Annotated in this window: 22 protein-coding genes; 11 read left to right on the top strand and 11 right to left on the bottom strand. The window is 64.2% G+C overall.

Annotation, left to right across the window (positions count from 1 at the left end):
• The first annotated feature begins 72 nt into the window (after positions 1–72).
• Positions 73–540, top strand: coding sequence for a VOC family protein (locus FJ417_RS04100; protein WP_140782567.1), 468 nt, complete (start codon positions 73–75; stop codon positions 538–540).
• Positions 541–619: 79 nt separating this feature from the next.
• On the opposite strand, the gene FJ417_RS04095 is transcribed toward FJ417_RS04100, so the two are convergent.
• From FJ417_RS04095 to FJ417_RS04080, 4 genes are all read right to left on the bottom strand, one after another.
• The gene (locus FJ417_RS04095) at positions 620–2,212 is read right to left on the bottom strand and encodes a peptide chain release factor 3 (protein WP_140650252.1); all 1,593 of its coding nucleotides are present in this window, start codon (positions 2,210–2,212) and stop codon (positions 620–622) included.
• A gap of 118 nt (positions 2,213–2,330) precedes the next feature.
• Positions 2,331–2,576: a DUF1127 domain-containing protein gene (locus FJ417_RS04090; protein WP_181183149.1), complete on the bottom strand. Its 246-nt coding sequence runs from the start codon at positions 2,574–2,576 to the stop codon at positions 2,331–2,333.
• A gap of 77 nt (positions 2,577–2,653) precedes the next feature.
• Positions 2,654–3,169, bottom strand: coding sequence for a hypothetical protein (locus FJ417_RS04085; protein WP_140782565.1), 516 nt, complete (start codon positions 3,167–3,169; stop codon positions 2,654–2,656).
• Between the two features lie 16 nt (positions 3,170–3,185).
• On the bottom strand, positions 3,186–3,467 hold the full coding sequence (locus FJ417_RS04080; RefSeq protein ID WP_140650260.1) for a DUF4242 domain-containing protein: 282 nt from the start codon (positions 3,465–3,467) through the stop codon (positions 3,186–3,188).
• Positions 3,468–3,804: 337 nt separating this feature from the next.
• Here FJ417_RS04080 and FJ417_RS04075 point away from each other — a divergent pair, with 337 nt between their 5' ends.
• Positions 3,805–5,484, top strand: a complete 1,680-nt coding sequence (locus FJ417_RS04075; RefSeq protein WP_348639919.1) for a hypothetical protein — start codon at positions 3,805–3,807, stop codon at positions 5,482–5,484.
• A 66-nt stretch (positions 5,485–5,550) separates the two neighbouring features.
• Complete coding sequence (locus FJ417_RS04070) at positions 5,551–6,624, top strand: FAD-binding oxidoreductase (RefSeq protein ID WP_140782563.1); 1,074 nt, start codon at positions 5,551–5,553, stop codon at positions 6,622–6,624.
• 43 nt (positions 6,625–6,667) lie between these two features.
• Here the strand turns inward: FJ417_RS04070 and FJ417_RS04065 are convergent, their stop codons facing one another.
• From FJ417_RS04065 to FJ417_RS04055, 3 genes are all read right to left on the bottom strand, one after another.
• Positions 6,668–7,468 carry a class II glutamine amidotransferase gene (locus FJ417_RS04065; RefSeq protein WP_140782562.1) on the bottom strand — a complete coding sequence of 267 codons (801 nt, stop codon included), beginning with the start codon at positions 7,466–7,468 and terminating at the stop codon, positions 6,668–6,670.
• Positions 7,469–7,621: 153 nt separating this feature from the next.
• Entirely contained in the window at positions 7,622–8,422 is an 801-nt protein-coding gene (locus FJ417_RS04060; RefSeq protein ID WP_140782561.1) for a class II glutamine amidotransferase, read from the bottom strand.
• 16 nt (positions 8,423–8,438) lie between these two features.
• Positions 8,439–8,693, bottom strand: coding sequence for a DUF6356 family protein (locus FJ417_RS04055; protein ID WP_140782560.1), 255 nt, complete (start codon positions 8,691–8,693; stop codon positions 8,439–8,441).
• Between the two features lie 116 nt (positions 8,694–8,809).
• On the opposite strand from FJ417_RS04055, the gene FJ417_RS04050 reads away from it, so the two are divergent.
• The 5 genes from FJ417_RS04050 (at position 8,810) to FJ417_RS04030 (ending at position 12,320) form a co-directional block, all read left to right on the top strand.
• Complete coding sequence (locus tag FJ417_RS04050) at positions 8,810–9,280, top strand: Lrp/AsnC family transcriptional regulator (RefSeq protein ID WP_140647325.1); 471 nt, start codon at positions 8,810–8,812, stop codon at positions 9,278–9,280.
• A 91-nt stretch (positions 9,281–9,371) separates the two neighbouring features.
• Positions 9,372–9,857: a dUTP diphosphatase gene (dut, locus tag FJ417_RS04045; RefSeq protein ID WP_140702534.1), complete on the top strand. Its 486-nt coding sequence runs from the start codon at positions 9,372–9,374 to the stop codon at positions 9,855–9,857.
• Positions 9,858–10,517, top strand: a complete 660-nt coding sequence (locus FJ417_RS04040) for an HAD family phosphatase (protein WP_140782559.1) — start codon at positions 9,858–9,860, stop codon at positions 10,515–10,517.
• Positions 10,518–10,581: 64 nt separating this feature from the next.
• Positions 10,582–11,436 (top strand): hypothetical protein, encoded by an 855-nt coding sequence (locus FJ417_RS04035; protein ID WP_140782558.1) that lies wholly within the window; start codon positions 10,582–10,584, stop codon positions 11,434–11,436.
• 74 nt (positions 11,437–11,510) lie between these two features.
• Positions 11,511–12,320, top strand: coding sequence for an oxaloacetate decarboxylase (locus FJ417_RS04030; protein ID WP_140647329.1), 810 nt, complete (start codon positions 11,511–11,513; stop codon positions 12,318–12,320).
• Here the strand turns inward: FJ417_RS04030 and FJ417_RS04025 are convergent.
• Both FJ417_RS04025 and FJ417_RS04020 read right to left on the bottom strand, forming a co-directional pair.
• A complete protein-coding gene (locus FJ417_RS04025) occupies positions 12,317–13,012 on the bottom strand; it encodes a sulfate transporter family protein (protein ID WP_140782557.1) in 696 nt (231 codons plus the stop codon). The two genes, FJ417_RS04030 and FJ417_RS04025, sit on opposite strands and share 4 nt — an antisense overlap.
• Positions 13,013–13,166: 154 nt before the next feature.
• The gene (locus FJ417_RS04020) at positions 13,167–14,069 is read right to left on the bottom strand and encodes an EamA family transporter (protein WP_140782556.1); all 903 of its coding nucleotides are present in this window, start codon (positions 14,067–14,069) and stop codon (positions 13,167–13,169) included.
• A gap of 278 nt (positions 14,070–14,347) precedes the next feature.
• Here FJ417_RS04020 and FJ417_RS04015 point away from each other — a divergent pair, with 278 nt between their 5' ends.
• From FJ417_RS04015 to FJ417_RS04005, 3 genes are all read left to right on the top strand, one after another.
• Entirely contained in the window at positions 14,348–15,340 is a 993-nt protein-coding gene (locus FJ417_RS04015) for an adenosine kinase (protein WP_140782555.1), read from the top strand.
• 411 nt (positions 15,341–15,751) lie between these two features.
• Positions 15,752–16,462, top strand: coding sequence for an antitoxin Xre/MbcA/ParS toxin-binding domain-containing protein (locus FJ417_RS04010; protein WP_140782554.1), 711 nt, complete (start codon positions 15,752–15,754; stop codon positions 16,460–16,462).
• A 361-nt stretch (positions 16,463–16,823) separates the two neighbouring features.
• Complete coding sequence (locus FJ417_RS04005; protein ID WP_140782553.1) at positions 16,824–17,927, top strand: porin; 1,104 nt, start codon at positions 16,824–16,826, stop codon at positions 17,925–17,927.
• 92 nt (positions 17,928–18,019) lie between these two features.
• Here the strand turns inward: FJ417_RS04005 and FJ417_RS04000 are convergent, their stop codons facing one another.
• Positions 18,020–20,299 (bottom strand): NADP-dependent malic enzyme, encoded by a 2,280-nt coding sequence (locus FJ417_RS04000; RefSeq protein WP_140647335.1) that lies wholly within the window; start codon positions 20,297–20,299, stop codon positions 18,020–18,022.
• A gap of 101 nt (positions 20,300–20,400) precedes the next feature.
• Positions 20,401–21,582 carry a glycosyltransferase gene (locus FJ417_RS03995; RefSeq protein WP_140782552.1) on the bottom strand — a complete coding sequence of 394 codons (1,182 nt, stop codon included), beginning with the start codon at positions 21,580–21,582 and terminating at the stop codon, positions 20,401–20,403.
• Positions 21,583–21,654 lie beyond the last annotated feature (72 nt).

The raw sequence follows: 21,654 nt of genomic DNA, 5'->3' as shown, positions 1-21,654 counted from the left end.
ACGGCATGGCACCATTTCTCGCGGCCAGCCGTTTGACGGTAACCGCAAAAGAAGCATTCGGAGGACAAGCACATGCAAAAGATCACCACCTGCCTGTGGTTCGACGGCCAGGCCGAAGAGGCGATGAACCATTACATTTCCATCTTCAAGAACTCGAAGGTGCTGAGCATCATGCGCTGGCCCAAGGGCCATCGTGACGAGGGCAAGGTGCTGGTGACCACGTTCGAGCTCGACGGGGTGCCGTTCCAGGCACTCAATGGTGGACCGGAATTCAATTTCACCGAAGCCATATCGCAATCGATCGACTGCAAGACGCAGGAAGAGGTCGACCATTTCTGGACCAGGCTCAGCGAAGGTGGCGAGCCCGGACCTTGCGGCTGGCTGAAGGACAAGTTCGGCGTTTCCTGGCAGGTGGTGCCGGAACAGCTGCCGCGCCTGCTTATGGACCCCGACCGTGCCAAGGCCGGCCGCGTCATGGACGCCATGATGAAGATGGGCAAGATCGAGATCGACAAGATCGAAGCGGCGGCAAGGGGATGAGAATTAGTGAGTAGTGAGTAGTGAGTAGCGATGCCAGCTCTTTCCAATTACCAATCAACTACTTCACTACTCACTAGAATCACGCCGCCTTGTCGCGGACCTGATAGTCCTTGACGGTGGCGAAGCGGATCGCCTTCCAGCGCTCGGCCTCGTAATTCAGTGAGAAGGCGTGCTGGGCCAGAAACACCGGATCGTTGTCGAGATCGCGGGCGATGTCGCCGCGATGCGCCTCGATGAAGCGCTGCACTTCCGCCTTGTCGTCGGCCGAAATCCAGCGGCAGATCGAGAAACGCGACATCTCGAAATCCACGGGAAGCGTGTATTCGATGTTGAGCCGTTCCTTGAGCACGTCGAGCTGCAGCGCGCCGACGACGCCGACGATGGCCGGCGAGCCGTCCTCGGGCGAGAACAGCTGGACGACGCCCTCCTCGGCCATCTGGTGCAGCGCTTCCTTGAGCTTTTTCGCCTTCATGGCGTCGCCGAGCCGCACGCGGCGCAAAATTTCCGGCGCGAAATTGGGCACGCCGCGGAACAGGATCTCCTCGCCTTCGGTCAGCGTGTCGCCGATGCGCAGCGTGCCGTGGTTGGGAATGCCGACGACGTCGCCGGCGTAAGCCTCGTCGGCGGTGACGCGGGTGCGGGCGAAGAAGAATTGCGGCGCCGAGAGCGACATCGGCTTGCCGGTGCGCACAAGCTTGGCCTTCATGCCACGCTCCAGCGTGCCCGAGCAGACGCGCACGAAGGCGATGCGGTCGCGGTGGTTGGGGTCCATGTTGGCCTGGATCTTGAAGACGAAGGAGGTCATCTTCTCCTCCGTCGCCTCGACCGTGCGGGTATCGGCCTCCTGCGCGCGGGGCGGCGGGCCGTAGGCGCCCAGCGCCTCGATCAGATCGCGCACACCGTAATTGCGCAGCGCCGAGCCGAAATAGACCGGCGTCAGATGACCTTCGCGGAAGGCTTCCACGTCGAGCGGGCGGCAGGCTTCCCGCGCCAGCTCCAGTTCCTCGATGAAGGCTTCGCGCTCATTGTCCGGCAAGAGCCCGGCGACGCGGTTGGAATCAGGGCCGTTGACGGGCATGCGCTCCTTTTCCTCATCACCCCTGCGCACGGCATTGAGCGCCAGGTGATAGGTGCCGGAAAACGTCCTGCCGCGGCCGATCGGCCAGGTGATGGGCGCCGTGTCGAGCGCCAGCTTCTGCTCGATCTCGTCGAGAATCTCGAACGGATCACGGCTTTCGCGGTCCATCTTGTTGACGAAGGTGATGATCGGGATGTCGCGCAGCCGGCAGACCTCGAACAGCTTCAGCGTGCGCGGCTCGATGCCCTTGGCGGCGTCGATGACCATGACGGCCGAATCCACCGCCGACAGCGTGCGGTAGGTGTCGTCGGCAAAATCCTCGTGGCCGGGCGTGTCGAGCAGGTTGAAGACATTGCCTTCATATTCGAAGGTCATCACCGAGGTGACGACGGAGATGCCGCGCTCGCGCTCGATCTTCATCCAGTCGGACCGCGTCTGGATGCGATCCTTCTTGGCCTTGACCTCGCCGGCAAGCTGGATGGCGCCGCCGAACAGCAGCAGCTTTTCGGTGAGCGTCGTCTTGCCCGCGTCGGGGTGGGCGATGATCGCGAAGGTGCGGCGGCGCGATACGGCCTGTTCGATGTCTTCTGCCAAGTCGTGGAATCCTGTCTGTGGCGCGGGCTTCTAGCAGCGCTTTCCCGGCCTGTCGACGGTTTTGGGCAGAGTGCTGGTCGCGACCCGGGAAGCGCCACGGGAAAAAGAGGCTGGCCCTTCAAATCCACGGACCGTCGCTACCGGCCTTGCTGCCGAACCAGGTGACCGACGAGATTTCCGAGCGGTCGATGCCGATGTCGCGCAGCAGGTAGTCCGGCAGCTCGTCCAGCAGGGCGCGATCCCTGCGGATGCGGATGATGCGCGCAAGGAAACTTCCGCCGGCATGGCAGATATCGATGGCCACGGCGAAGGCGCGCCGGAGTACGGAGCGACTGGCCGCACGCTCCTGCACAAGGATAGTCATGATCATATCTCCTTTCGATAAAACGGTGAAGGGAGGGCCACCGGTGGCCCTCCCAAAGGCCTTTTGCCGACAAAAGGTCAGGACCGGTCGTGCTCGCAGCTCACATACGGGTTCCAGTCGGCGAACATGCCGGCCGGATTGTGTCGCCAGTGCCAGACGTGGAGTTCGTAGTAGGGGTCCACCGGGTGGACGCCCACCGTCGTCTTGCGTTGCAGGGTGCGGCCGAGGAATTCAGGTACGCTTTTCCCCTTCCAGTCCTTTTCGAAGACGATGTATTCCATGCCGACGAGCTGCATCGAGCCATCGGCCTCCGGCTCGTAGGTCAGCACGTCCGGCTCGCCGAGCACCAGCTTGCCGTCGCCGGCGCGGGCGGGATGGATGAAATGGACGCCCATCGTGCCGTGCTCGTCATGCGTCGTGCATTCGAACAGCTGCTGGTAGCCGTCCGCCTTGGCGACCTTGATGTCGAGATACTTGGCCGCCATTTCCCGGGACCGGTTGAGCACGGGATCGGGCATGTCATGGGCGACCGCAGTGCTGTAAAACAGCGCCGAGGCGCCGACCGCAAGGACGATTTCCACAAAGCGCTTCACGATCGATCCCTCCCGGTCAGGCGGTGGCGTAAGCCGTCGTCGGATCGAACAGGCGCTTGACCTCGGTGATCTTCGTCGCCGGGAAGCCGCTCATCTTGGCGTGGCGCTGGATGATCGCTTCGTCCTTGGCGAGATAGACGCAAAAGGTCTTGTCGTCGGCCACGAAGGATTCGACCCACTGGATGTCCGGACCGAGCTCGGCCAGAACGGCGTTCGAGGCCTTGGAGGCGTCGCGAAGCTGCTGGCGCTCGAAGGTGCCGACCTTGGGAATCTCCCGTTCGATGATGTATTTCTGCATTTTGCAATCTCCTTGATCTGGGTTCAAATGCCCCGGGCACCCGATCAGGTCGGTGCCGGTGACATGCCGGGGGCCGCTGCGCTAAACTGCGGTTTGGCCCGCCAGACAGACGGAGAATTATGGAACAGGCGGCCAACAGTCCTTACGCCGCCCTTATCTTCTTCTGATCTTTTGCCTATTGCCGTTACAGGGATTGCTGCCGATGGGAATTTATTGCTTCGGAGACTTCGAACTCAATGAAGACTCCCGTGCCCTTCGTCTCGCTGGAAACGAGATCGAGGCGCAGCCCCTCGTCTTCGATTTCATCGCCATTTTGCTGCGGCACCAGGACCGTGCCATGAGCAAGGACGAATTGCTTGAGACGCTGTGGCCCGGCGTGACGGTGACCGAGGCTTCGCTGCAGCGCGTCGCGAGCCTTGCCCGCGGCATCCTTCGCCAGGGCGGTATGGAGACGTCACTGCGCAACCTGCCCCGCTTCGGCTACCGGATTTGCCTCGACCCGGCGACCGCTTCGGAAAACGGACCGGCGCGGGCCGATGCGGGCAACGGGCCTTCGAGCCCCGGTTCATCAATCCTGTCGGCACGAGCGGCCGTTGCAGTCAGAAAATGGCACGAGGCCGCGGCTTCCTTCGCAAAAGCGGATGCCGCCGACGAGTTGCTCACGCCCGACCTCGAGGAATGGGCGCTGGCATTGGAATGCATGGGGCGGCCGGCCGAAGCGATCCCGCTTCTGGCGCGCGCGGTGACGGCCTTTGGCGTCGCCGGCGAGCGCCTGCGCGCGGCTTCGCCGGCAATAACCCTGGCCAGAATCCATCTCGAGAGAGGCGAACTTGCCGTCGCCAAGGGCTGGCACAAGCGTGCCGCGCAATTGATCGATGCCGCCAACGACAGCAGGGAGCACGGCCTCTGGTGCTGGATGGGCGCGCGCATCATGGGCGCGGAAGCCGAGCCGGAGCAGGCGCTTGCGCTCGCCGAGCAAGCCTTCGCGGTCGGCAGGCATCTCGACGATCCGGTCGTGGAGTCCCTCGGACTGATCTATCGCGGCTTCTTCAAGCTTTGCCTCGGCGAAACCAAATCCGGGCAGGAGGATCAGGATTTTGCCGCGGCGCTCGGCCTGTCCAGCGACGTCGACCCGGTTGTCGGCGGCATCCTCTACTGCAACATCCTGTGGGCCTGCCGGAATTTCGGCGACTGGTCACGCGCCAACCAATGGACGCTCGGCTATGAGGACTGGTGCAGGGGACATGGGCTGGAAGACCTTTCGGGCTCGTGCCGGCTGCACCGCGCCGAAGTGCTCGGCGTTCATGGCACGCTGAAGGAGGCGGAGGCGTTGGTGCGCGCGGCGCTCGACCAGCTCGCCCTCGACGCGCCCTGGGCGATGGGCGATGCCTTGCGCGTGCTGGGCGATATTCACCTCGCGGCCGGAGAATTCACGGAAGCCGAAACCGCCTACCGCGCGTCGCACGCCGCGGGCTGGGATCCGCAGCCCGGATTTGCGCTGCTGCAACTCGAGCAAGGACAGGCGGAGGCCGCTTTCAGCGCTCTCGAACGGTCCTTGGTGGGCAATGGCTGGCCGACGTTGCAGCGGCGAGGCATGGTCCTTGCCACGCTGGCCAAAGTGGCGGCGCGCATCAATCGGCGCGAGCGGGCGAAAGAGGTAATCGCCGAATTGGAGACCCAGCCGCAACGCTGGCCGATGGCCTCCATCCAGGCGCTGACCGCGGAAGCCAAGGCGGAGCTTTTCATGCAGGAAGAGCGCCTCGCCGAAGCTGCCCGGGAGCTGCAGATCGCATGCTGGCGCTGGAACGAGATCGGCTCGCCGATCAATGTCGCCGACGCCAGGCTGTCGCTCGCGGCGCTGCTCATCAAGATCGGCGATCGTTCCGGCGCTGAGCTGGAGCTCGGCACCGCGCTGGCGGTCGCGAAGAAAGTCGACTCTTCCCGGCTCATGCGGCGCTGCGAAGAGCTGAAGGACCTAATTGCCGGCGCGCAGGCGGTAGCGGTGGGCGGTGCCTAGCCGCCTCCCACTTGAGGTCGAGCCGGCATGGTGGCATGACGGGAAATTCTCCTCAAAAGGTCCGGCATGAGCAGCGCAAAACAAGTCATCGTCGTCGGCGCCGGTATCATCGGCGCCTCGATCGCCTGGCATCTGACGAAAGCCGGCGCGCGCGTTACGGTCGTCTCGACAAGCGGCGCCGGCGGCGTCGCCACTCCGAATTCCTTTGCCTGGATCAATGCAAGCTGGGGCAATCCGGAAATCTATTTTCGGCTGCGCATCCGCGCCATGGCCGAATGGAAACGGCTGGCGAACGACCTGTCCGGCCTGCCGCTCGCCTGGTGCGGCGGCCTGTGCTGGGACCTGCCCGCGGACGAGCTCGAGACGTACGCGACCGAGCATTCGTCCTGGGGCTATGGCATCGCGCGGGTCGGGCGCGAACAAGCGGCGCGCATCGAGCCCAGCCTGGCGCCGCTTCCGGCGTTTGCGCTCTACGTCGCAGAGGAAGGCGTGGCCGAGCCTGTGGCGACCACAAAAGCGCTGCTGGCGGACGTCGAGGGGCGCGGCGCGCGGATCGTCACGGGGACTGTCGATGCGCTGGCGCTGTCCAACGGCAAGGTCACGGGCGTCGTCGTATCGGGCGAGAGCATCGCCGCCGACGAGGTGGTGATTGCAGCGGGCGCCGGTGCTCCGGCGATCGCCTCGACGGCGGGCGTGAAGCTGCCGATCGGGACCCCGCCCGGCCTGATCGTGCACTCTCGCCCCTACAAGAAGCTGCTCAACGGGCTGGTGCTGGCCGAGAAACTGCATATGCGCCAGACGGCCGAGGGACGCATCGTCGCCGGCTCTGACTTCGGCGGCGGCGAGCCGGGCGAGAATCCGCATGCCGACGCGCACGCGCTTTTCGAGGCGATGAAAGCGATGCTGCGCGGCGCCGACGGGCTGGAACTCGACTTCCACACGATCGGCTACCGTCCGACGCCGGCCGATGGTTTCCCGATCGTCAGCCGCGCCGACGGTGTCGGCGGCCTCTACATCGCCGTCACCCATTCCGGCATCACGCTGGCGCCGGCCGTGGGGCTGTTCGTTGCCCGCGAAATCCTCGACGACGAGCGCGATGCGTTGCTCGCGCCTTACGCTCTGTCGCGCTTCGATCAGTAGCCGGCTGGCGGCGGAAGCCGCCGGCAGAGAGTATGCCGAGACCTCAGCTTGCCAGCGCCAGCGCGGCGGCAGCTGGCGCGAACGGCCGGATGCTGGTGCGGTCGCGGGTCATCGTCACGAAGCTCGATTGCGGAATCTCGTGCCAGGTCCGGCCATCGCGATCGAACGGTTCCGAGGCGATGCAACGACCAACGCCCTTGGCGAAGGCGGCGGTGTAGAGCGTCGGAGCCTGGCCGTCGGTGGCGTAGCGAACGGCGTGAAGCGCCCTTCCGTCACTGAAGGCGGCGGTCAGTTTCAGGACCGGCTCGATGCCGGCGCGGCGCGCAGCCTCGAGCACGCGGCTGGTGGCGCGGGACACCGCGCCTTGCGGATCCTGCGCGAGGCCTTCGTCGAGCATCACGCGGAAAAAGAGTTCGGAATCCGTGGTCCCTTCGAGCTGGTCGAACAGCGCATCCGAGAGCGAATTCTCCAGCACCCGACAGACCCGCTCAAAGCCGCCGATCTGGCCGTTGTGCATGAACGACCAGTGGCCCGAGACGAAGGGGTGGCAGTTCGCGCGGCCGGTGCCGCCGCCCGTCGAGGCGCGCACATGGGCCAGGAACAGGCCGGATTTTATCTGGCGTCCGAGACTGCTGAGATTGGTATCGGACCAGGCCGGCAGGACATCGCGGTAAAGGCCGGGTTCTGGCCGATCGCCATACCAGGCCACGCCGAAGCCGTCGGCATTGGTCGGCGATTTCGCCTCCCGCGCCTGGCGGCTCTGAGCGATCAGGGAATGGGAGGGTGCGGCGATGACGTCTTCCAGGAAGATCGCGTCGCCGAGATAGGCTGCCCACCGGCACATTGTCCTGAGATCCTCTTATCGATGCGTTTTTGAGCGTGCGAATGAATTCGCGGCTCGTCGGGCGCCACAGATGACAGGAGGGAGCTTTGGCGTCCTTACGCCGTGCTTACGTTTTGCTGATCTCTGCCTGAACGCGGCAGCCTGGGATTTGCGTCAGCCGACCAGCGCCAGCTTATTCGCCTCCGGCGCAAACGGACGGATCCCGGTACCGTCCCTCGTCATGGTGACGAAGCTGGCCGGGGGTATCGCCTGCCACTCGCCACCGTCGCGGTCGAAGGGCTCCGAGACGATGCAGTGGCCGTCGCGCTTGGCGAAGGCGCCGGTATAGAGCGTCGGCGCATGGTCGTCGGTGGCATAGCGAACCGCGTACAGCGCCTGGCCATCGGAAAGGGCCGCCGTCAGTTTCAGGGAGGGCTCGATGCCGGCCCGGCGCGACGTCTCGAGCACGCGGCTGGTCGCCCGCGAGACCGCGCCCTGCGGATCGCCGGACAATCCTTCATCGATCATCAGCAGGAAAAAGAGCTCGGAATCGGTAGTGCCCTCGCGCTGGTCGAAGACCGCGTCGGAAAGCGAATTCTCCAGCGCGCGGCGGATCTTTTCGAAGCCGCCGATCTGGCCGTTATGCATGAATGACCAGCGGCCGGAGATGAAGGGGTGGCAGTTCATGCGGCTGGTGGCGCCGCCGGTCGAGGCGCGGACATGGGCCAGAAACAGGCCGGATTTTATCTGCCGGCAAAGGCTCTTCAGATTGGGGTCGGACCAGGCCGGCAGGATGTCGCGATAAAGGCCGGGCTCGGGCCGGTCGCCATACCAGGCGAGTCCAAAGCCGTCGCCATTGGTCGGCGACTTGGCTTCCTGGGCGCAGTGGCTCTGGGCAATCAGCGAGTGGCAGGGCGCGGTGATGATGTCTTCGAGGAAGACCGCTTCACCAAGATAGGCCGCCCACCGGCACATCGCTTTCCACCATCTATCAGGCGAGATCCATCAGAGCCGCCGGCTCCTTGACCGCATGCGAGCCTCTGTTGTGCGTGCGCTCATAGAGCTCGCGAACGATTCGGCTCGCCGTAGTTTCGAACAGAAATGGCAAGAAAGCGTGAACGAGCGCGGCGCCCGCCGCCATCGACAGCCGCGAACAGAACCAGGCGGCGAAGGCCATGTGGCCGAAATAGGTCTCGCCGACCTTCTCCGGGTGAGAGGTGAAGAGCGCCGCAAGCCTGGTCGTCATGGTGATCCCTCCTGCCGGGATGAGCCCCGAATGCTGAGTATCGTGCCACATGGGTTTGGTTCATCGGTCCCAAATTGTCCTTGCTTTTGCCGGCTTCATGGGACATTCATCCCAACATGTCGGTGGAAATTGATGAGATCGATCGAAGATTGCTGGCCGAGCTGCAACGCGACGGCACGCTGTCGGTCGATCAGCTGTCAGAGCGGGTGGCGCTGTCGCGCAATGCCTGCTGGCGGCGCGTCAAGCGCCTGGAGGAAGATGGCGTCATCACCGGTCGCGTCGCGCTGGTCGATGCCGACAAGCTAGGCCTCGGCCTGTCTGTGTTCATCCTGATCCGCACTTCCAACCACGATCCGGACTGGCTGCAGAAATTCCGCGCGGCGGTGACCGGCTTTCCGGAGATAACCGGCGTCTACCGCATGTCGGGCGATCTCGACTATGTGGTGCGCGCCCGTGTCGCCGACGTGAAAGCCTATGACCGTCTCTACCAGCGGCTGATCGCCAAGGTGGCGCTGTCGGACGTCTCGGCCTCCTTCGTCATGGAGGAGATCAAGGAGACGACCGTGGTGCCGGTGGAACTGCGCTGACGGGCCCTGGAACCAGACGCGAAAGAAAGCCGTTGATAGGCCCTACGTCAGAGTTGACCGAATCGGCTTTCGCGCCGATAGGAGTGTGCTCATGCGCACGGCTGTCCATTCTTCCTCCGTCATCGGCCCCACCGTCGGTTTCGTCAGGCTTCCGCATGGTGAAGGCTTGCCTCTGCCGGCCTATGAGAGCGCGGGCGCCGCCGGCATGGATTTGCGCGCGGCGGTGCCGGAAGACCGGCCGCTGCTCATCCTGCCTGGAAAGCGAGCCCTGGTGCCGACCGGGCTGATCCTGGAAATCCCCGAGGGCATGGAAGGCCAGGTGCGGCCACGTTCCGGCCTTGCCTTCAAGCATGGGCTCACCGTCCTCAACTCGCCCGGCACCGTCGACAGCGACTATCGCGGTGAGGTGAAGGTGCTGCTGGTCAATCTCGGCGACGAGGATTTTTCAGTGACGCGCGGCCTGCGCATCGCCCAGATCGTCTTCGCCGCCGTGACCCAGGTTGCGGTCGAGGAGCGCGCGCTGGCCGGCGGCACGACGCGGGGCGCTGGCGGTTTCGGGTCGACCGGCACCGCTTGAATGGCAATCCCTAAACTCGTTATTTTCGACTGCGACGGGGTCTTGGTCGACACCGAGAACCTTGCCAACAGGCGCCTTGCCGAATGGCTGACCGCCGCCGGTTTTACGACGACATTCGAATATTGCCGCAAGAACTTCTCCGGCCGCAGCATGGCCTCGGTGCAGAAGGAGATCGAAGAGACGACCGAGGTCAGGCTCGGCTCCGACTTCGTCGATCGCTGGAATGCCGGCCTGCCGGACCTTTTCACGCATGGCGTCGAGGCGATCCCCTATGTGCGCGACTTCATCGAGACGGTGCGCAAGGCCGGCATTGCCTATTGCGTCGCCTCCTCGGCGCGGGTCTTCAAGATGCACATCACGCTTGGGCAGACCGGGCTTTTGCCGCTGTTCGAGCATGCCATGTTCTCCTCGACCATGGTCGGGCGCGGCAAGCCGTTCCCGGACCTCTTCCTGCATGCCGCAAAGACGATGGGCTTCGCGCCGGCCGACAGCATCGTCATCGAGGACAGCGTCGCCGGTACCCAGGCCGGCATCGCCGCCGGCATGCGGGTGTTCTCCTACCACGCCGATCCGTTCTCCGATCGCGACGGCCTGGCGGCGGCCGGCGGCATATTGTTCGATGACATGCGGGAGTTGGCCGGACTCGTGCCTATACGCTGATCGGACCCGGCTGCGCACCGCAAAACGCCGTGCTAGCGTGAGCGCATCCGAGGGGGCGCGGTCCATGATTTCCAAACTATGCCGTTTCATGCTTGCATGCCTGCTGCTGCCGTGCCTGTGGACGGCCGCGGCGGCCCAGGCCGTCAGCTTTCCGGAACTGAGCAGCGCCGTTCCCGGACATCGGGACGTTACCTATTTCGACCTCGCCGAAATGATCGTGCCCGATCTCGAGGCCGGCGACGACGGTTTCTACAAGGGCAGCGCGCCGATCGAGGTGCGCGACATCCTCGGTGGCGACGAGGGCGGCTCGCCGCCCGAGACCATCAGCCTTTCCAATGCCGCCGTGCTCGCCGTCAAGGCAGGCGGCAAGGACCGGCTGGCGATGCTTTTCGACCTCGGCCAGACGCAGGACAGCGCCGAAGGGTTTGCCGTGCTGGCGCTTTACGACATCACGGGCAAGCCGAAGCTGCTCGACGCCGTCAACGTCGGAACCGACCAAGGCACCTATTTTCGTGATCCGGGCAAGCTCGCGATCAGCCCGGATGACGACGCGCTCATAACCATGAGCACGCATTTCAATTCGAACCAGGGCTATGTCGGCACGATCCTGATCCTGGTCCGCGACGGCCGCTTCGAGCCTATCGACCAGATCAACACGTTCGACGAAAATGTCTGCGCCTATAAGCGCACGCAGGACCTGTCCTTCCAGACGCATGCTGGCGACAAACCCTATTCGGCGATCAAGGTGACGGTGACCGACGCCACCAAGCCGAGCGGCGAAAGCTGCGAGGAACCCGCGCCCAAGGCCGTCTCGTACGATATTTCCGTCACTTATCGCTGGGATGCCAAGGCGTCGCGCTACGTCAAGGATTCTGGCGCCTTCGAGAAATTGTCAGCAGAAAACGCCGAGCGCTTCTGAGCCAGACGCATTCATTTGCCCGGTTCGAGCGACCGCGATAAATTCCCCCTACGACCCCCAATCGAGGACCCGCTATGGACAAGGGCAAGATTTTTCGCGATCTGCATGCCTCCACCTTCGTCATACCCAACCCCTGGGATATCGGCACGACCAAGCTTCTCGCTTCGTTCGGTTTCAAGGCGCTGGCGACGACCAGCGCCGGCTTTGCCTTCTCGCGCGGCCTGCCGGACGGCGCGGTGACGTTCGACGCCATGATCCACCATTGCCGCGAGGTGACTGCGGCGACAGACCTGCCGGTTTCGGCCGATCTGGAGCGCGGCAAGGGCGACAGCCCCGAGCAGGCGGCCGAAACCATCTTCGCGGCCGAAGCCGCGGGCCTCGCCGGCTGCTCGATCGAGGACCACACCGGCGACGCCGCCAATCCGATCTACGATTTCGCGCTGGCGACCGAACGCGTCGCGGCGGCTGTCGAGGCTGCCCGCGCGCTCAAGCACGATTTCGTCTTCACCGCGCGGGCCGAGAATTTCCTGTGGGGCAAGAGCGATCTCGACGATACCATCAAGCGGCTGCAGGCTTTCGAGAAAGCCGGCGCCGACGTGCTCTACGCGCCGGGCATTAGCGACGTCGGGATGGTGCGCACGATCTGCTCGTCGGTGAGCCGGCCGGTCAATGTGATGGCCCGGCCAGGCTTCACCATCGCCGACCTTGCCATGGGCGGCGTCAAGCGCATCTCGCTCGGACCATGGCTGACCAATTTCGCCTATGGCATGCTGGAGACGGCGGCCCGCGAGATCCAGCAGGACGGCACCTTCGGCTTCACCCGGGCGGCGATGCCGTTCGGCAAGCTGCAGGCGCTGTTCCGGGAGGGCAAGGAGCAGGGCTAGACCGGCTCCCGCGCCGAAACCGTCTTGTGCAGATGCACCATCATGGCGGCCGCGAAAAGCGGCGTCAGAAGGTTGAGCAGCGGCACTGCCAGGAACAGGGCGATGACCAGTCCGGCGAGGAACACAGTGCCGGCATATTTGCGGCGCAGCGCCTTGGCCTCGGGTTCGGCACGAAAACGCATGGCGGCGAACTCGAAGAATTCCCGGCCGAGCAGATAGCCGTTGACGATGAAGAAGGCGGCAATGTTGATGCCCGGCACCAGAAGCAAGAGCAGCGCGACGATGTTGCCGAGGACCACCACGCCGAAGAATTTGATCGCCAGCACGAGCGAATGCAGCGCGGGCACGGGCCTGCCGGGCGGATCGTTGGGATAGTCGGCACGCTCGACCACTTCGGCGACATCGTCGAGGAAGAGGCCGGCGACGATCGCCGTGATCGGCGCGATGAGCAAGGCCAAGCCCACAGCCAGAACGATGCCGGCGATGATGTCGCCCAGCCATCCGGCCCAGGACGGCAGACCTGGCAGCAGCGCTTGCAGCCAGGGCCAGGCCAGCCATTCGAGCAGGCTGTCGAGGCCGAGCCAGAGAGCCACCAAAGCGAGCAGCGTCAGCCCCAGCGTCTTCAGGAAGACGGAGCGGAATTCAGGCGAGAACAGCCGGCTGGCGGCGGCGCGGGCGGCGTCTAGGATCACGGCAGGTCCAGGCCTCATCGAGAAACGACGCTTCGCAGATAGGCCGGCTCGATCCCTGGCGCAACCAAAGTGCGTCGCGTCGACGCGCTTTGGGTTTTTGTCTCGAAGCATGTCGCTTGGCCCAAAACCGCTTCACACTTTTGGGCGACATGCATTATCGCGCGAGCCTGGCCTGCCTGGCCGGAATCGTCATTGCCGCGACGCCTGCAACGACGAAGGCCATGCCGACCCAGGCCGCCGGCCCGAGGCTTTCGCCGAGGACGATGGCGCCGATGCCGACGCCGATCGGCACGCGCAGATAGGCCTGGGAGGTGGTGCCGACCGAGCCCAGCGTGTGGATCAGCCGGAAATAGATGACGAAGGCCAGCGCCGTCGAAAAGACCGACAGTCCAAGCAGGGCCAGGATCGACGCGGCCGAAGGCGCGAGCGTCCAGGGCCGGTCGACGATCAGGCTGAGCGGCACGAGCATCACGGCGCCGCAAAGCATCGAACCCGCGGCGGGTATCATCGGATCGAGGCCCTTGAAGCCGCGGCCGAAAATCGCCGCCCCGGCATAGGAGATCGTCGCAATGACGATCGCAAGCTGAGCCCACAGCTCATGGCCAAGTCCGCCAAGCGCCTCCGTGCCGATGATGAGACAGATGCCGACGATGCCGGCGCCGACACCGACCAGCTTGCGCGCCGTGACGGGCTCATGGCGCGTGACCAATGCCGTCAGCAGGAAGGTGAAGATCGGCGACGTCGAATTGAGGATGGTGGCAAGGCCGGCATCGACCGAGCGCTCGGCGGCGGCGATCAGCGTGAACGGCACGACGCTGTTGAGGCAGGCCTGGAAGGCGAACCGGCGCCATGTCGGCGCGCCAGCGGGCATGGCGAGGCCGCGCCAGCGGATGATGGCGAAGAGAATAGCCCCGGCGATCAGCGTCCGGGCGGCGATGAAGGTCACGGGCGGGATCGTCTCGACGCCGATCTTGATGAAGGTATACGAAGCGCCCCACAGCACCGCCAAGACGCCGAGCAGCGCCAGGTCGGTGGACATTTCGGTCTTCTCGGACATTCGTGGTTCGCGCCCTTCAGCCTGTCGCCGGAACGATCCGCTTCTAACCCGCGACGCCGCGGAAATGTTTACATCGCGGTGAAACCATAGCTGTCAGGGTCGTGACTGTTGTGGGCCAGTTCGATACGAACGCTGCCGCAGCCGGCGAACAATCGGCTCCGGGGGCGGCGTCACGGAAAGCAATGGCGATTTTCAGGGTAGGCAAAGCGGCGCCAACTCGCTAGACCCGCGCCCGGCCGGCATGCCAGATAGCCGGGCAGTCCTTGGCGGAGATTTTGATGCCGGAATATGACGTGCTTTGCATCGGCAATGCCATTGTCGACATCATCGCGCAATGCGACGAGGCTTTTCTCGAGACCAACGGCATCATCAAGGGCGCGATGAACCTCATCGACGCTAGGCGCGCCGAATTGCTTTACAGCCGCATGGGACCAGCGATCGAAGCTTCCGGCGGCAGCGCCGGCAACACGGCGGCCGGCGTCGCCAGCCTCGGCGGACGGGCAGCCTTCTTCGGCAAGGTGTCGAACGACGCGCTGGGCGAAATCTACACGCACGACATCCATGCCCAGGGCGTGGCTTTCGATACCGGGCCGCTCAAGGGCGAACCGCCGACGGCGCGCTCGATGATCTTCGTCACGCCCGACGGCGAGCGTTCGATGAACACCTATCTCGGCGCGTGCGTCGAACTTGGCCCCGAGGATGTCGAGGCCGACAAGGCCTCCGGCTCCAAGGTGACCTATTTCGAAGGCTATCTGTGGGATCCGCCGCGCGCCAAGGAGGCTATCCGCCAGACGGCGAAGCTGGCGCATGCGGCCGGCCGCGAAGTGTCGATGACATTGTCGGATTCCTTCTGCGTCGACCGCTACCGCGACGAATTCCTCGAGCTGATGCGTTCGGGCACCGTCGACATCGTCTTTGCCAACAGCCATGAGATCAAGTCGCTCTACCAGACCGCCTCCTTCGAGGAGGCGCTCGCCGCCATCCGCAAGGATTGCAGAATAGCCGCCGTCACCCGTTCGGAAAAAGGCTCGGTGATCGTGCGCGGCGACGAGACCGTCACCATCCAGGCGACGAAGATCAAGGAACTGGTCGACACGACCGGAGCTGGCGACCTCTATGCCGCGGGCTTCCTCTACGGCTACACGACCGGCCGCAGCCTCAAGGACTGCGGCGACCTCGGCTCGCTGGCGGCCGGGCTGGTGATCCAGCAGATCGGCCCGCGCCCGCGCCAGAACCTGCGCCGCGAGGCCGAGCAAGCCGGGCTTCTCTAATCGGCCTGCAGACGGGCTTGGTGTTCGCTGTAGCCTTCCGTCGAAAATCGTGCCGAAACAAAGAGATAGAGCAGATCATCGCTCCCGCGAAACGATGATCCGCTTGTGAACACCCTGACAAAGCAGTGGCGGCTTTCGGTCCCGCAATTGCGTGGGAAGAGATGCCGTTGCGTCATCGCCGGCTGCCTCCAAACAGGGCCGCCTGTCGCGGACCTGTCACGTTGGACTTCTAAGATGCAAAATAGGCGTTCCGCGACTGACATTTCGGCACGCCAAACCAGGGGTGTGAAGATGCAAACCAGCAAGTTGCCGGGCCGCGAGGCCCGTTGCCGTCGCATATTTTATTGTCCGCGATAGAATTTTCAGCAACCGCCGGCGCCTGGGGAGGAGCGCGGGCCGCAAGATAGATTCATGACCAGATTCCAGAACCCGTCCGACGGGATTTCACAAGAGGCATTGGCAGGCCTTATGGCCGAAGCCGTGCGACAGGCGCTGATGCAGCATGGCGTCATGCTGGACGCCGAGGCGCTGACTTCGGCAAGCAAGATCGCGGGCCATGTGGCTGCCGCCCTCCCCTTCCTGCCGCCGGCGCAGCGCCTTGCCATCGGCTCCTTCAACGGCGAGTGGACCGACCTTGCCTCCGACTTTCTCCGTGTGATGACGGGGAAGGAAACGAGCGACGGCGCGGCCATATCCGACCGCGCCTTCGAGCGCTCGCCGCCGAAGCCGGAGACAGGGAGGCCGACGCCCCAGCCGATCGCCAAGCGAGCCGCGGACCTCCAATCCATGCTGATCGAGGATTGGGCCGGCGAGGTCGCCGGCTCGACCTATCTGGAAGAGAGGCTCCGTATCCCGCGCTCCACGCTGCATCGCTGGCAAAGACGCGGTGAGGTCGTTGCCTTGCGCAAGGGCGGCCGCAAGCATGTCTTCCCCTTGGCCCAGTTCATCGACGGCAGGCCGGTCCCGGGGATCAGCGAGGTGCTTTCGGCGATCGCCAATCCGAGGCTTGCCTGGTTTTGGCTGAGCCGGCCGTCGCCGGAGTTGAATGGCCGCGTTCCCATCGAGATGTTGAGGGATGACATGGTCGAGGACGTGGTACGCGCAGCCCGCGGACTGTCCTGACCCGGAGTCTTTTTTCCGCGTTCGCCTGCTCCTTTTAGCCGGCAAATCTTTCGTCACAAAAATGTAATATTGGCACATTTGGCACGTTTCCGCGTCCTTCTTCGCGTTTCGATTGTATAGATTGTGCAATATGTTCCATTTTTACAAATATATGACGTGATATTTGGGCAACAAGACCTTCACAAGATTCAAAAAGCCGCCTTTCAGACACAATCTCTGTTGTACGTGACGACCGATTAAGCCATGTCCAAGGTGAAGAAGCGGCGCCGGTGCGCGACTTTTTCAACGATGGGGACGGGGGTGGCAAAAGCCGAACGGCATGTCAGGCCTGTCTTGAACCTTTGACTGGAGATTCAAGAAAATGAACATCAAGAGCCTTCTTCTCGGCTCCGCTGCGGCGCTGATCGCAGTTTCGGGCGCGCGCGCCGCCGACACGGTGACCGTTGCCGAGCCGGAACCGGCCGAATACGTCAAGATCTGCGACGTCTATGGCGCCGGCTACTTCTACATCCCCGGCACCGAGACCTGCCTGCGCGTCGGCGGCTACATCCGCTATGACGCCGGCTTCGGCGATCCCGGCACCCTCGACGGCCGCAAGACGACCGACGTCATGGACGGCGACTCGCAGAACAGCTGGAACAAGAACGCCCGTTTCGCGCTGAGGACCTGGACCGGCCAGGAAACCGAGCTCGGCACGTTGAAGACCTATACCGAGACCCGCTTCAACTTCAAGAACGGCGCGTCGGCGGTGAACCTGGAATTCGGTTGGGTCCAGCTCGGCGGCCTGCGCGTCGGCGTGGATGAGACGCCTTACGACCAGTTCATCGGCTATGCCGGCAACGTCGTGCAGGACACGATCATCCCATACGGCATCAAGGTCACCAACGTCGTCAGCTACTATTTCGACGCCGGCAGCGGCTTCTCGGGCGTGGTCTCGCTCGAAGAGGGTGCGGACACTGGCGGCATCCTCGGCTTGATCGACAGCTATGTCCCGCATGTCGTCGGCGGCCTGAAGTACAAGGGCGACTGGGGTGCGATCACCGGCGTCGTCGCCTATGACAGCAACTACGAGGAAGTGGCCGGCAAGGTTCGCCTGGACGTCAACGTCACCAAGGAGCTGTCGCTGTTCGTCATGGGCGGCTACGGCACCGACGACAATCTGGTCGAGCACGGTAGCGGGCGCGGCTTCTACAAGCCCTGGGGCGGCAACTGGGCCGTCTGGGGCGGCGGCACTTACAAGTTCAACCCGAAGACCGCCTTCAACCTCCAGGTCTCGGCCGACGACGCCAAGAACTTCGCCGTCGCGGCAAACGTGGCCTACACGCTCGTTCCGGGCTTCACGGTCACGACCGAAGTCAACTACTACCACGACGGCAAGTTCGGTCAGGCCGACGACTACAACTTCACCAAAGCCGACAAGGAAAACAGCTGGGGCGGTATCGTCCGTTTCCAGCGCAACTTCTGATCGAACGCAAAGATCACAAAGGAAAGGCCCGCGGCATCGCCGCGGGCCTTTTGCTTTGGCTCAGATAAAGAAACGGTCGAGCTGCTGCCGTGTCAGTTCCCCGCCGTATAGGCGGCGATCGCCGCCATGTTGACGATGTCCGAGTCCTTGGCGTTCAACGACACGATCTGGACCGGCTTGTTCAAGCCCACCAGCAGCGGGCCGATGACGGTCGAGCCGCCGAGTTCCTGCAGCATCTTGGTCGAGATCGAGGCCGAGTGGAATGCCGGCATGATCAGCACATTGGCCGGGCCGGTCAGCCGGATGAACGGATATTGCGCCATGGCGCGCGGGTTCAGCGCGACGTCCGCTGCCATCTCGCCGTCATATTCGAAATCGACGCGGCGCTTGTCGAGGATGCGCACCGCCTCCTGCACGCGCTCGGAACGTTCTCCCTGCGGATGGCCGAAGGTGGAATAGGCAAGCATGGCGAGCCTCGGCTCGTAGCCCATGCGGCGGGCGAAGCCGGCCGCCTCCTCGGCGATGTCGGCGATCTGTTCGGCGTTCGGCATGTCGTGCACGGCGGTGTCGGCGACCAGCACCGTCCTGCCCCGCGCCAGCACGATCGACACGCCGATGACGCGGTGGCCGGGCTTGGCGTCGATGATGCGGCGCACGTCGTCGAGCGCGGTCGAATAGTTGCGGGTGACGCCGGTGACGATGCCGTCGGCATCGCCCAACGCCACCATGCAGGCGGCGAAATGGTTGCGGTCGTTGTTGATCAGCCGCTGGCAGTCGCGGAACAGAAAGCCCTTCCGCTGCATGCGCTCGTAGAGATAGTCGGTGTAGATGCCGTTGCGGCGCGACAGCCTGGCATTGATGATCTCCAGGCCCGGCTTGTTCAGGTCGATGCCGGCATTGCGGGCATTGTCCTTGATGACGTCGTCGCGGCCGAGCAGGATCGCCGTGCCGAGCCTCTGGTTCACATAGGAGACGGCGGCGCGCATCACCTGCTCCTCCTCGCCCTCGGCGAAGACGATGCGCTTGGGCTGGCGGCGCACGCGGTCGTAGATGCGCTGCAAGGTGGATGCAATCGGATCGCGGCGGGCGGACAGTTCCTGCGCATAGCGGTCGAGATCGAGGATCGGCTTGCGGGCGACGCCGGATTCCATTGCCGCCTTCGCCACCGCCAGCGGGATCGCCGAGATCAGGCGCGGATCGAACGGCACCGGGATGATGTAGTTGGGGCCGAATTTCGGACGGTTGCCCTGATAGGCGGCGGCGACATCGTCCGGCACGTCCTGGCGCGCCAACTCGGCAAGCGCCCTGGCGGCCGCGATCTTCATCTCGTCGTTGATGGTGGTGGCGCGCACATCGAGCGCTCCCCGGAAGATATAGGGGAAGCCCAGCACATTGTTGACCTGGTTGGGGTAGTCCGAACGGCCGGTGGCCATGATGGCATCGGTGCGGATCTCGGCCACTTCCTCCGGCGTGATCTCCGGGTCGGGATTGGCCATGGCGAAGATGATCGGGTTCTTGGCCATCGACTGCACCATGGCGGTGGTGAGCGCTCCCTTGGCGGACAGGCCGAGGAAGACGTCGGCGCCGTCCAGCGCCTCGGCCAGGCTGCGCGCCTCGGTCTTGACCGCGTGCGCCGACTTCCACTGGTTCATGCCTTCGGTGCGGCCCTGGAAGACCACGCCCTTGGTGTCGCACAGGATGATGTTTTCCGGCGCAAAACCCATCGCCTTCATCAGTTCGATACAGGCGATGCCGGCGGCACCCGCGCCGTTGCAGACCATCTTCGTGGTCTTCATGTCGCGGCCGGTGATCTCCAGCGCGTTGATCAGCCCGGCGGCCGAGATGATGGCAGTGCCGTGCTGGTCGTCATGGAAGACGGGGATATCCATCAGCTCGCGCAGCCGCTGCTCGATGATGAAGCATTCCGGCGCCTTGATGTCCTCGAGGTTGATGCCGCCGAAAGAAGGGCCGAGGAAGCGCACGCAGTTGATGAACTCGTCGGCATCCTCGGTCGCCACTTCAAGATCGATGGAATCGACATCGGCGAAACGCTTGAACAGCACCGCCTTGCCTTCCATGACCGGCTTCGAGGCCAGCGCGCCGAGATTGCCGAGACCGAGAATGGCGGTGCCGTTCGAGATGACGGCGACCATATTGCCGCGCGTCGTATAATCGAAGGCGCGGCTCGGATCCTCGGCGATGGCACGCACGGGAACGGCGACGCCAGGCGAATAGGCGAGGCTCAGATCGCGTTGCGTGGCCATCGGCTTGGTGGCGACGATCTCCAGCTTGCCGGGCCGTCCCATGGCGTGGAATTCCAGCGCCTCCTCTGGACTGACGGAGGGGCCGCTGCTTTCGGTTTTCCTGGCCATGATGCTTTTGATTTCCTCGCCTTCGCGCACCCTTGAGGCAGGTGCGTGTTTATGTGTCTTGGGATTAAGGCTACACGGCAGCGCTGTAAACGGCCAAGCGGTCAGGCGCGGTCCGGTTCGCCGACGAGCGCGGCAATTTCCCGCACGGTGGCCCAGCGCATCAAGCCCTCGGTGCCTGAGAACGGCCACGTCTCCAGCGGGGGAGCGCTGCTGCCCTTGCGCCGCAGAAGCGCCGACAGGAACGCGGTGAGTTCCTGCCGCTGGGCGCGAACCTTTTCCAGCGTCCTGCCGCGGATTTCCTCGCGCGGCATGGCGCGATCCCGAAGCCGCTCGACGGCGCGGCGAACGGCCGTCGGCTCCGGATCGACGATCAGGCAATAGTCCGGATCGAAATAGACGTCGCGCCCGCCCAGGCTCGGCGTGCTGACGATCGGCAACCCGGCCATCAGATATTCCATGCTGGAATACATCGCCCCTTCCACGGCGGACAGGCACAGCCCGACGGCGGCCTGGTTGTAGACCCGGTTGACCTCGGCGGAGGTCAGCCGGCCGGGCAGACCATCCACAATCGGGTTGGCGATGCGATGGCGCGGCGATTGCGCCTGGAGGCGGCGAATGAAGGCGCGGGCGGCGGGCGGCGTCAATTCGCCGATCGAATAGGTGACGTGGACCAGCCGATCGACCTCGAAGGCAAGATAGTGGCGTTTCATCGGCGAGATGCGGCCATTGTAGACGGCATCGAACTCGACCGGCACATCCGGCAGCGGCCTGAAGACATCTTCCGATATCATCAGATTGTGATTGGAGAACATGGCTTTGCCGCCGACCGCGGCGATGAGGCGGCGCTCTTCCTCGTTGTTGCAGAGGAAGATCACCTCATGAAGACGAAAACGCGCCGCATACCAGGCAAGATCACGGCCCATCTGGGCGACGACGGCAGGCCTCTCCATCGTCCACATCGGCATCAGCAGAAAGGTGGCGCGCCGCGCGGCAAGGCGCCGGCCGATGGCTGCCAGCGGATGCAGGGGACGGGGTCCGCCGATCGGGATATAGAGCACCAGCGGGTCGCGGCTGAATATGTGAGCCGACATCTCGATGCCGCCGTCGAGATCGGACAAGGGACCGCGCGCCGGCAGAATATAGGGAAAGCGCTTGCGCGCCGAAACCCTGAGCTTGTTCGCGGTTCGATGGGCGCGCCGCGTCGCCAGCAGCCAGAGGCGCTCGGCGGCCGAGCCGACCGGGCCGACCATCTCGTCGAAAGTCTCCTGCTTGTCCTGATCCACGAGTCCCCCGCCGCCCTTTCCCCAAGGGAACCATAGAGTGCCAGGCCGGCCCGGCGCAACCAGGCGCGTCAC

The sequence above is a fragment of the Mesorhizobium sp. B3-1-7 genome, from assembly GCF_006439385.1.
Lineage (GTDB): Bacteria > Pseudomonadota > Alphaproteobacteria > Rhizobiales > Rhizobiaceae > Mesorhizobium.
This window is presented reverse-complemented; position numbering and strand designations above follow the sequence as displayed.